The organism is Actinokineospora bangkokensis, from assembly GCF_001940455.1.
Classification (GTDB): domain Bacteria; phylum Actinomycetota; class Actinomycetes; order Mycobacteriales; family Pseudonocardiaceae; genus Actinokineospora; species Actinokineospora bangkokensis.
The window spans coordinates 224,809-234,966 of sequence record NZ_MKQR01000026.1 but is presented as its reverse complement, the minus strand read 5'-3'; the positions used below and the strand labels follow the sequence as shown (position 1 = coordinate 234,966).

Sequence of the window (10,158 nt, the reverse complement as noted above, 5' to 3'; positions counted from 1 at the left end):
CGCCAGGACGGCGACCAGCGGGTATTCCTTTTCAGGCTGCCACCATCACAGAGCACGAAAGTGGCGCCAGTGCCCCAATAGCGTGAATGTCGCCTCAGTGCCATCACAAACCGCGAGCCTGCGCGTTCCACTGTCGAAGGTTCGCCTCACCGGAAGCGGACGGAAGACAGGAGGCCCGAGATGAACCGGGACGCGCAGCACTCCGAACAGCTCATCTCGCTCTACGGCGGCAGCACCCCCGTGCGCTCGCGCTGGAGCTACCGGGCCGCCGAGCCGTTCACGGTGGTGGCCGCCTTCCAGACCGACGGCGACAAGTGGGTCGAGTGGGTGTTCGGCCGAGACCTGCTGGTGGAGGGCCTGCTGGGCCCCGCGGGCGAGGGCGACGTCCGGCTGTCCCCGGACTTCACCGCCGACCGCCCGGTGCTGGTGATGGAGATCGAGTCCCCGGACGGGCACGCCCTGCTGGAGATGGACTTCGGCGCCGTCGAGGACTTCCTCCAGGTGACCGCCGACCTGGTCCCGCTCGGCGCGGAAAGTGATTTCTTCGACGTCGACGCGCTCATCGAGGAAATCACCAACGTCTGAACTCCGGTGGGATTCTCCAACGGGAAGTGGCAGCCGGGAACCGGATTCACGGGGCCCGGCTGTCGCGATCGATTCCCCGGCCCGTGACCTGTCAGAGGCAGGCCTGCGTCAGCGCGTTGAGCGCGTCGACCTTCCGGCCCACCCAGTCGGTGACCTTCCCGGGGTCGAGGTCGCTGGTGTCGAGCTCCGACACCTTGTCCGACATCGCCGTGAGCGCGTCCCGCAGCGTGGTGTCCGCGGCCCGGTCGGCCAGCGCCCGCAGCTCGTCGGACCGCCGCTTGGCATCGCTGGCCGTCTGCTCCAGGTCCTGCTCGCTCGGCGTGAAGTTCGCCAGCTTGAGCGCCTCCAGGCAGATGCTCGCCTTGTCCGTCGCCGAACTCGCCGCCCCGGTCGCCTCGCGCACCGAGTCGCACCCGCTCACGCCGCCCACCAGGGCCGTCGCGCACACCAGGACCGCCAGCCGAGATCGCATCTTTCCCCCGATGAGGTGAGGTGGTGCGCACAGGCTACCGGCCCGTGAACGCGCTCCCCTCCGGCTCGCCCGCCTCCGGCGCCGCCAAGCACAGCACGGCCGCGTCCGAGGGCAGGAGTTCCCGCTTCCACCCGGCCGTCGAGCGCCCCGGCAGCGTCCGCGCGGCCATGTTCTCCGCCGAGCACGCCGCGGCGACCTCCGGCAGTTCACCCAGCTGGGTGGCGGTCGACCCCTCGGTGCCCGCGGGCCGCGGCACGGCGGCGAACGCCTGCCAGCTGTGCTCGCCCGCGCAGTCCACCGGGCTCGCCCGGATGTCGACGTCAGCGATGTTGACGATGCCCCCGTAGCACTTGTCCTGCACGCAGTAGCCCGCACCCGCGCACTCCACCCAGCCCTTCGGCAGCGCGGGCGCGCTGGACGCCACCGCGGGCGGCCCGGCCGCGGGCACCTGCGGGTCGCCCACGAACAGCCCGCGCCCGAAGAACCCGGCCGCCACCAGCAGCGGAACCGCCAGCACCCCCGCCACGGCCCACCCCCGCCCGCGCCGCCGCGCGGCCTCCGGGGCGGGCAGCGGCCGGACGACCCGCAACCCCTCCAGCTCGTCCCGCAACTGCTCAGCGCTGGGCGTGCGCCGCGCAGGGTCGCCGTCGAGGGCGTTGAGCAGCGCGGCGTTGAGAGCGGGCGGCGCCCCCTCGATCGGCGCCACCGGCGCCCGCAGCGCCGCGACCAGGCTGTCGAGGTCCGCGGCGGGCCACGGCACCTCCCGCGGCCGCCGCCCGGTCGCCAGCGCGTAGAGCGTGGCCCCGAGCGAGTAGATGTCCCCCGCCCGCGTCGGCGCGGTGTGCGCGAACACCTCCGGCGCCGCGAAGCCCGGGCTCAACGCCCCCACCGTCACCGTCGCGGAATCGCTGTGCGCGTCGGTGATCGCGGCCAGCCCGAAGTCCGCCAGCTTCACCGCCCCGAACCCGTTCACCAGGATGTTCCCCGGCTTGATGTCCCGGTGCAGGATGCCCGACGCGTGCGCGTGCGCCAACGCCCCCGCCAACTGCGCCCCGACCTCCACCACCCGCGCGTACCCCACCGCCCCCTGCCGCTCGACCAGGTCGGCCAACGACCCACCCGTGCACAGCTCCATGACGATGTACGGCCGCCCGTCCCCGGCAACCCCCGCCCCGTACACGTTCACCACGTTCGGGTGCCCCGACAACCGCGCCGCCGCCCGCGCCTCCCGCAGGAACCGCTCCCGGTCCCGATCACCGGCCAGCACCCGGTTGTCCACCTTCACCGCCACGTCCCGCTCCAGGTCGACCTGCCGGGCGAGGTACACGGTGCCGAACCCGCCCTGCCCCAGCGGCCGCCCGATCACGAGCCCGGGAACCACGGGCGGAGTCATCTGCACGGCCAGAACCTACAACCCGGCCCACCCCACCGGGCCCACCCGACAAACCCCGGATCCCAGGCGAACCCACCCGATCGCGCCAGCCACCCGCACCCCCGTCCGGCGCTAGCCTGGACGGCAATGCCTGACACCACCGCACCTGAAGTCATCGCCAGGTCCACCGGCCACTGCGGCGAACTCGTCCTGCGCCGCCGCGGCCCCCACCACGAGATCATCGCCAACGGCATGTTCCTCATGGACACCTCCGCGGGCGAGTCCGAACGCCTCCTCGTCCGCGCCGCCGCCGACCGCATGCCCGGCGGCTCCCTGCTCATCGGCGGCCTCGGCGTCGCCTTCTCCCTGCGCGAGGCCCTGGCCCACCCCCGCGTCACCGCCGTCACCGTCGTCGAACGCGAACCGGACGTCATCACCTGGAACCAGGGCCCCCTCGGCAACGCCGCCCCCCTCCAGGACCCCCGGACCCACTGCATCTGCGCCGACCTCATCCCCTGGCTCACCACCACCCCCACCCGCTTCGACGCCCTCTGCCTCGACATCGACAACGGCCCCGACTGGACCCTCGACGACGGCAACGCCACCCTCTACTCCCCGGAAGGCCTCGCCCTCCTCCGCGACCACCTCACCCCCGGCGGCGTCCTCGCCATCTGGAGCGCCTCCACCAGCCCCACCTTCACCACCCGCCTCACCACCACCTTCACCGACGTCGAGACCCACCCCATCCCCGTCCCCCGAGGCGAACCCGACGTCGTCTACCTGGCCCGCTAACCAGCCTTGGCCGCCGCCTTCTTCGCCTTCTTGAACGCCCGAACCTCCTGCAACGCCTCCGGCCCCGTCACATCAGCCACCGACATCCGCGTCCCCGCCCGCCCGTAGTCCCCCGCCGCCTTCCGCCACCCGTAGGGCGCCACCCCCCGCTGCTTCCCCAGCAACGCCAGGAAGATCCGAGCCTTCTGCTCCCCGTACCCCGGCAACGCCTTCAACCGCGCCAACACCTCAACCCCACTGGGCTTCCCCCGGGTCCAGATCGCCTCCACGTCCCCGTCGTAGTGCTCCACGACGTACTGGCAGAGGGCCTGCACGCGCTTGGCCATGCTGCCGCCGTACCGGTGGATCGCGGGTGGGGTGGTGGCGAGGGTGGCGAACTCCTCCGGGTCGTACTCCGCGATCTCGTGCACGTCGAGCTTGCCGCCGAGCCGGGTGTAGAGCTTGTGGGGGCCGTTGAACGCCACCTCCATCGGGATCTGCTGGTCGAGCAGCATGCCGATCAGGAGGGCCAGCGGGCTCTCCTCCAGCAGGGCGTCCGCCTCGGCGTTCTGGGCGATGCACAACGTCATGGAGCACATCGTGACATGCCCTGCATGTGGTTGCGGACACGACAGAGTACGTGCGGTCATGGCCAGGAGGGTTGCCAAGTGATCATCACCCCTGGTCAGGGCTCGGACCAAACTTGACGCCTCCTGGTACCCAGGTAGTATTGGCTACCTGGAGGTGTGTCATGGCTGGAGCTTCGGTGCCGGTGAAGATCGATCAGGAGACGCACTCGCTTCTCGCGCACGCGGCCACGGCGCTGCGCACGACGCAGAAGGATCTGCTGGAGGCTGCTGTTCGCGAGTACCTCGCTGCTCGTCGTGAGGAGATCCGTGAGTCCCTCCAACGGACCATGCAATTGATCGACGGGAGCGACGCCAGCCGGGTAGCGGTCTTGTCGGGCCTGTCGCCAGAGCGTTTGGACGAGCTTGGTGGAGTCAGCGAGTCCTGATGTCTGTTCGTCCGACCCTGCGTTGTCCACGTGAAGAACTGGGTCTCAAGGTTCCGCCGATCAACGAGCCCCTCGATGAACTCGACCACCCGTTGATCAGCAAGGCGAACGACCAGTTCGCTGTGCCGACGGGTCCGCGTGAGCGGATCAGGGCCGTGGACGACGCGATCATGTTCAAGGTCAAGGTGCAGCGTTGGCGCGGTGCCGTCGTCGACAGCGGTGAACCGAGTTGGTTGGTCGCGGCGGGCACCCGGGAAGACGGAAGTCGAGACAATTGAGCAGCACGTCTGCTTCTGCCGTTGCGCTAGCCGGTTAGGACGAACATCAAGCCGAGTTGGGCTCCCGCACCGATGATCTCGCTGTTGGCGATCATGGTTCGGACGTTGGCCAGGGGGATCCACTTAACCTTCGCAGCCTCGTTGATGTCGGGGGCCGTGCCCGTGTCCTCCGCGCCTTCGGCCACGTAGATGAGGTTCTCGAAGTCGGCGGTGCCTGCGAGGGGTTGGAAAGTGGTGAGCAGGCGGATGCTGCGGGGCTTGAATCCGGTCTCTTCCTCGATCTCGCGGGCGGCGGTGAGCGCCGGGTCCTCGTCGGGGTCGACGTAGCCGCCGGGAAGTTCCCAGGTCCAGCGGTCCATGATGAAGCGGTGCCGGTAGATCATGAGGACGTGGTCGCGGGCGTCGTTGAGGACCACGGTCATGCTCGCCTTGGGCATCCGCAGGACGTACTGCTCGAACTGCACGCCATCCGGCAGCTCGACGTGCGCGATCGCCACGTGCAGGCGGCGGGTGTCGTCGATGAGGCGCTCGTCGTGGATGGTCCAGCGTGCTGGCTCTGGTGCCCTGGTCACAGGGGTGCACGCTACAGCTCCGGGTCCGCGTGGAGCCGTTGCGGCGGCCATTCCCACTTCAGCGGATCAGTCCCGCGAGATCAGCTCCAAAGCGTTCTGAGTGAAAGCCTCGACGCCCATTGACGGGAAAGATGGGGTTCGGTGCCAAGTGCCTCTTCGATCAGGGCGCGCTACTGGGCCGGGGAAGAGTGGACTAGCCGTTGCGAACGGTGGCGTGGGTTGGGCTGAGCTGGCGGTCTTGGCCAGGTGGCGTTGGATCGCGCAGGCGGGGTCCACCCAGCCGCCGGTCAGGCCCAGGGGGCGAGGCGGACGTCTTGGAGGGCGGGGATGATGCCGGTGCGCTGGAGGGCGATGGCGGACATCCAGACGGCGATGACGGTGAGGATGGGGCCGATGATGGCCATCTCGACGCGGCCGCCGGTGCGCATGCGCAGGAGCTTGGGCGGGGCGACGGGGTACCAGGTCTTCCAGGCGATGGGGACGGGCCAGAGGATGGGGCAGCCCTGTTCGGTGATGGCGTCGCCGAGGTAGTGGGCTATGCAGCCGATGCCGACGGCGATGCCGCAGGCGGCGGCGTCGGCGTCGGTCTGGTCCGTCCACTTGAGGCAGGCGTAGGTGAGCAGGAGGGCGGAGCCGGTGATCCAGAGGGCGTCGTGCTTGGGGCACCACTTGTGCATGATGCCGCGGACGGCCAGGCCGCAGAAGAAGAACATGAGCAGGGGCAGGGCCCAGGAGCGGCTGGTCTGCACGATGGCGGTGGTGACGACCGCGGCGAGGGCGGCGAAGAACAGGGTGTGGGTGAGGCCGCGGTGGCCGCCGTCGCGGTTGGCGTCGCGGTTGGTTCGGGTGGCGCGGTAGACCAGGTGGCTGGTGCCGTGCAGGAGCTTGGAGGCGGCCTGGGTGACCGGGCCGAAGGTGCCCGAGACCGTCGAGGTGGGGTGGTCGAGGTCGGGGAGCAGGGCGGCGCCGGTGGCGAGGATGGCGCCGACGAACCAGCCCTTCGCCGACAGGCTGCCGAGGGCCGTGCCCTCCGCGAGGGCGGTGGTGGCCGCCCAGGCCGCGAGTCCGGACATGGCGTGGGTCGGGCCGGTCGACAAGAAGGTCCTCCTCGGGGTCGCCGGGCCATCCTAGGATCGGTGGCGTGCTGCGTCCCGCGTTTCCGATCAAGACCCGCCGACTGGTGCTGCGGCCCTTCGCCGCCGGGGACCTCGACGCGGTGCTGGACTACCAGGGGCGCGAGGACGTCGCCCGGTACCTGCTGTGGGGTCCGCTCGACCGCGAGGCTGCGCGCAAGCGCTTGCTGGACCAGGCCACGCGGACGGAGTTGGTGGCCGAGGGCGACCGGCTCTCGCTCGCGTGCGAGCTGGACGGGCTGGTGATCGGGGACGTCGTGCTCTTCTACTCCAGCGTCGAGCACCGCGGCGTGGAGATCGGCTGGGTGTTCCACCCCGACCACCACGGCCGCGGCTACGCCACCGAGGCCGCGACCGAGCTGCTGCGGCTGGCCTTCGACGAGCTGGGGGCGCACCGGGTGACCGCCAGGCTCGACGCCGACAACGCCGCCTCGGCCGCGCTGTGCGAGCGGCTGGGGATGCGCCGCGAGGCGCTCTTCGTCAAGAACGAGGTCGTGCGCGGGCGGTGGACCAGCGAGGCCGTCTACGCCCTGCTCGACGAGGAGTGGGCGGGCCGCCAGGCGCCGCCCGGCTGAACCCGCGCGGTCACCCGATCGAGCGGAAGCGCTCGTGGGCGGCCTGCCTGCTGACGCCCAAGGCGGCGCCGACCTCGGACCAGGTGGCGCCGCGAGCCCTGGCCGCGGCGACGGCGGCCTCGGTCATCGGGCGGGTCCAGCGGTCGACCTCGGCGAGCAGCTTGAGCGCGACGTCGGGGCGGCTGGCGGTCAGCTCCCTGACCTGCTCGCGCAGCGTGTCGGACTTGGCGAGCAGCCACTGCGGCGGCTCGGCCTCCAGCGCGCCGATCGCGTGCCGCCACCAGGTCCCCGACGCGTCCGGGCCGGGGTCGCCGTGCCAGCCGCAGGTGCAGGAGGGGGTGTTCGCGGCGACCGCGCCGCGGTGGCCCGGCAGTTCCAAGGTGTCCACGCTGTCAGGATACCTTGACGGCCCTAGGCTGCGGTCCGGTGACCGTGCACACATGCACGTGCCGCGCGCGGCGGTAGCAGTACGCTTGTACCGTTTTCGCGAAGGTTGAGCAAGGGCGAGAGGAGCACCGCGGCTCATGGCCAAGATCAAGGTCCAGGGCAAGGTCGTCGAACTCGACGGCGACGAGATGACCCGCATCATCTGGCAGTTCATCAAGGACAAGCTGATCCACCCCTACCTGGACGTGGACCTCGAGTACTACGACCTGGGCATCGAGCACCGCGACGCCACCGACGACCAGGTGACCGTCGACTCCGCCAACGCCATCAAGAAGCACGGCGTCGGCGTCAAGTGCGCCACCATCACCCCGGACGAGGCGCGCGTCGAGGAGTTCGGCCTCAAGAAGATGTGGGTCTCGCCCAACGGCACGATCCGCAACATCCTCGGCGGCGTGGTGTTCCGCGAGCCGATCATCATCTCCAACATCCCGCGGCTGGTGCCCGGCTGGACCAAGCCGATCATCATCGGCCGCCACGCCCACGGCGACCAGTACAAGGCCACCAACTTCAAGGTGCCCGGCGCGGGCAAGCTGACGGTGACCTTCACCCCCGAGGACGGCTCCGAGCCGATCGAGCACGTCGTGGCCAACTACGGCCCCGACGGCGGCGTGGCCATGGGCATGTACAACTTCAACAAGTCGATCGAGGACTTCGCCCGCGCGTCGTTCTCCTACGGCCTGCAGCGCGAGTACCCGGTCTACATGTCGACCAAGAACACCATCCTCAAGGCCTACGACGGCGCCTTCAAGGACATCTTCCAGAAGGTGTTCGACGAGGAGTTCAAGGCCGACTTCGACGCCAAGGGCCTGACCTACGAGCACCGCCTCATCGACGACATGGTCGCCGCGGCCATGAAGTGGGAGGGCGGCTACGTCTGGGCGTGCAAGAACTACGACGGCGACGTCCAGTCCGACACCGTCGCCCAGGGCTTCGGCTCGCTGGGCCTGATGACCTCGGTGCTGTCCACCCCGGACGGCAAGACCGTCGAGGCCGAGGCCGCGCACGGCACCGTCACCCGGCACTACCGCCAGCACCAGCAGGGCAAGCCGACCTCGACCAACCCGATCGCGTCCATCTACGCCTGGACCCGGGGCCTGGCCCACCGCGGCAAGCTGGACTCGACCCCCGAGGTCACCGGCTTCGCCGAGGCGCTGGAGCAGGTCGTCATCGAGACCGTCGAGAGCGGCAAGATGACCAAGGACCTGGCGCTGCTGGTCGGCCCGGACCAGGCCTGGCAGACCACCGAGGAGTTCCTCGCCACCCTGGACGAGAACCTGCAGAAGAAGATGGCGGGCTGAGCCGTCCCGCGCTGCTCGTGAGGGCCCCCGGACCGCGGTCCGAGGGGCCCTCACGCTGTGTGACACCCGCGGTTCGACCGATTGGGGCTGGCGCCGGACCCGCCGCGTGCGCCACCGTGGTCGCGACCGCTGATCGGGTGCAGGGAGCGTGCGACGTGGTGCTGCCGAAGGGTGCGCTGTACATCGGGGGCGGGGTCATCGCCGTCGTGGTGCTCTACTCCTCCACCCAGACCCCGCCGGGCTCGGCCGACACCGCCGACGCCTCGTCCACGGCCTGCCGCGTCGAGGTCACCGCCGACGTGCTCAACGTCCGCTCCGCCCCCGACGCCGCCGCCGAGGTGGTCGGCAAGTTCAAGCAGGGCGCGGAGTCCGACGCCGACAAGCTCGTGCAGAACGGCTTCCGCAAGCTCGGTGAGGGTAAGTGGGCCTCGGCGGAGTTCCTCAAGCCCCTGCAGGGGCGCGACTGCGGCTGATCGGCGCTGACCTAGGGTGTCCGGCGTGACGCTCACGGTCTCCACGGTCAACGTCAACGGCCTGCGCGCCGCGGCGAAGAAGGGCTTCAGCGAGTGGCTGGCCGCCACCCCGGCCGACGTGGTCTGCCTCCAGGAGGTCCGCGCCTCGCTCGCCGACCTCGGTGAGCTGGCCACCCCCGAGGGCTGGCACGTCGTGCACGCCGAGTCCGGGCTGCTCAAGGGCCGCAACGGCGTCGCCGTGCTGTCCCGCGACCCCTTCGACGCCGTCCGCGTCGGCTTCGGCGTCCCCGAGTTCGAGGCCAGCGGCCGCTACGCTGAGGCCTGGCTGCCCGGCCTCGTCGTCGCCAGCGTCTACGTCCCCAGCGGCGAGGTCGGCACCCTGCGCCAGGAGCAGAAGGAGCGCTTCATGGCCACCTTCCTGCCCTACCTCGTCGAGCTGCGCGAGAAGGCCCTCGCGGGCGGCTGCGACGTCCTGGTCTGCGGCGACTGGAACATCGCCCACCAGCAGTGCGACCTCAAGGCCTGGAAGGCCAACCGCAAGAGCTCCGGCTTCACCCCCGAGGAGCGGGAGTGGATGGGCCGCGTCTTCGCCGAGGGCGGGTACCGCGACGTGCAGCGGCAGCTCCAGCCGGAGGGACCGGGGCCGTACACGTGGTGGTCGTACCGGGGCAAGGCCTTCGACAACGACTCCGGCTGGCGCATCGACTACCAGGTCGCGACGCCGGGGTTGGCGGTGCGGGCGCGCTCGGCGGTGGTGGAGCGGGCGGCGTCGTACGGGGAGCGGTGGTCGGACCACGCGCCGCTGACGGTGGAGTACGCCTGAATTCAGCCAGGCGGGTGACGGGGAATCGGGCGTTTCGGGCTGGGTTATCCACAGGCAAGATCGTTTGGGGTTTGTTTGTGCTGGTCGGCGGGTAGAATGGCCGCAAGGGACCAGAGCCCCTTGGGTGGGTGGGGGCTGCGGATGGTGACGCGTGGGGGCGTGTGAGGTTGATCTTGGCTCGGTGTGGACGGGGTTGCTGGGCTTAGTGGGGGCCTGTCCTCGGGGGCCGCGAGTGTGTAGCTCGGGAGGTGGCGCGTCAAGGGCGCCCTGCGGGCGTCGCTTCGCGATGGGCTTCGCCCACCCTTGACACACCACCTCCCGAGCTACGAGCGGCCAGGACTGGG

14 protein-coding genes are annotated in these 10,158 nt (G+C 70.4%); 8 read left to right on the top strand and 6 right to left on the bottom strand.

All coding sequences use genetic code 11. From position 1 onward, the window contains the following. Positions 1-180: 180 nt before the first annotated feature. On the top strand, positions 181-585 hold the full coding sequence (locus BJP25_RS23725) for an SsgA family sporulation/cell division regulator (RefSeq protein ID WP_075977214.1): 405 nt from the start codon (positions 181-183) through the stop codon (positions 583-585). 91 nt (positions 586-676) lie between these two features. Here BJP25_RS23725 and BJP25_RS23720 read toward each other — a convergent pair whose 3' ends face one another. Then, positions 677-1,057, bottom strand: a complete 381-nt coding sequence (locus BJP25_RS23720; protein ID WP_075977213.1) for a bacteriophage spanin2 family protein — start codon at positions 1,055-1,057, stop codon at positions 677-679. Between the two features lie 34 nt (positions 1,058-1,091). Next, positions 1,092-2,450, bottom strand: a complete 1,359-nt coding sequence (locus tag BJP25_RS23715) for a serine/threonine-protein kinase (RefSeq protein ID WP_075977212.1) — start codon at positions 2,448-2,450, stop codon at positions 1,092-1,094. A gap of 126 nt (positions 2,451-2,576) precedes the next feature. Between BJP25_RS23715 and BJP25_RS23710 the strand changes: the two genes are divergently transcribed. Next, positions 2,577-3,221 (top strand): spermine/spermidine synthase domain-containing protein, encoded by a 645-nt coding sequence (locus BJP25_RS23710; RefSeq protein WP_075977211.1) that lies wholly within the window; start codon positions 2,577-2,579, stop codon positions 3,219-3,221. On the opposite strand, the gene BJP25_RS23705 is transcribed toward BJP25_RS23710, so the two are convergent. After that, on the bottom strand, positions 3,218-3,790 hold the full coding sequence (locus tag BJP25_RS23705) for an HhH-GPD-type base excision DNA repair protein (protein ID WP_075977210.1): 573 nt from the start codon (positions 3,788-3,790) through the stop codon (positions 3,218-3,220). The genes BJP25_RS23710 and BJP25_RS23705 overlap by 4 nt on opposite strands. A gap of 176 nt (positions 3,791-3,966) precedes the next feature. On the opposite strand from BJP25_RS23705, the gene BJP25_RS23700 reads away from it, so the two are divergent. Together BJP25_RS23700 and BJP25_RS33655 are read left to right on the top strand one after the other, a co-directional pair. After that, entirely contained in the window at positions 3,967-4,215 is a 249-nt protein-coding gene (locus BJP25_RS23700; RefSeq protein WP_084794434.1) for a hypothetical protein, read from the top strand. Beyond that, the gene (locus tag BJP25_RS33655) at positions 4,215-4,493 is read left to right on the top strand and encodes a hypothetical protein (protein WP_143219274.1); all 279 of its coding nucleotides are present in this window, start codon (positions 4,215-4,217) and stop codon (positions 4,491-4,493) included. The genes BJP25_RS23700 and BJP25_RS33655 overlap by 1 nt, the downstream gene beginning before the upstream one ends. 26 nt (positions 4,494-4,519) lie before the next feature. Here BJP25_RS33655 and BJP25_RS23695 read toward each other — a convergent pair whose 3' ends face one another. Continuing rightward, the gene (locus BJP25_RS23695) at positions 4,520-5,065 is read right to left on the bottom strand and encodes an NUDIX hydrolase (RefSeq protein ID WP_233158228.1); all 546 of its coding nucleotides are present in this window, start codon (positions 5,063-5,065) and stop codon (positions 4,520-4,522) included. 287 nt (positions 5,066-5,352) lie between these two features. Next, complete coding sequence (locus BJP25_RS23690) at positions 5,353-6,162, bottom strand: metal-dependent hydrolase (RefSeq protein ID WP_075977207.1); 810 nt, start codon at positions 6,160-6,162, stop codon at positions 5,353-5,355. A 44-nt stretch (positions 6,163-6,206) separates the two neighbouring features. Between BJP25_RS23690 and BJP25_RS23685 the strand changes: the two genes are divergently transcribed. Beyond that, entirely contained in the window at positions 6,207-6,773 is a 567-nt protein-coding gene (locus tag BJP25_RS23685; protein WP_075977206.1) for a GNAT family N-acetyltransferase, read from the top strand. A 10-nt stretch (positions 6,774-6,783) separates the two neighbouring features. On the opposite strand, the gene BJP25_RS23680 is transcribed toward BJP25_RS23685, so the two are convergent. Next, entirely contained in the window at positions 6,784-7,161 is a 378-nt protein-coding gene (locus BJP25_RS23680; RefSeq protein WP_075977205.1) for a hypothetical protein, read from the bottom strand. Positions 7,162-7,297: 136 nt separating this feature from the next. On the opposite strand from BJP25_RS23680, the gene BJP25_RS23675 reads away from it, so the two are divergent. The 3 genes from BJP25_RS23675 to BJP25_RS23665 all read left to right on the top strand — a co-directional run bounded on the left by BJP25_RS23675 (position 7,298) and on the right by BJP25_RS23665 (position 9,814). Then, positions 7,298-8,518, top strand: a complete 1,221-nt coding sequence (locus BJP25_RS23675) for an NADP-dependent isocitrate dehydrogenase (protein WP_075977204.1) — start codon at positions 7,298-7,300, stop codon at positions 8,516-8,518. Between the two features lie 155 nt (positions 8,519-8,673). Then, the gene (locus tag BJP25_RS23670) at positions 8,674-8,991 is read left to right on the top strand and encodes an SH3 domain-containing protein (protein ID WP_075977203.1); all 318 of its coding nucleotides are present in this window, start codon (positions 8,674-8,676) and stop codon (positions 8,989-8,991) included. A 25-nt stretch (positions 8,992-9,016) separates the two neighbouring features. Then, positions 9,017-9,814, top strand: a complete 798-nt coding sequence (locus BJP25_RS23665) for an exodeoxyribonuclease III (RefSeq protein WP_075977202.1) — start codon at positions 9,017-9,019, stop codon at positions 9,812-9,814. Positions 9,815-10,158 lie beyond the last annotated feature (344 nt).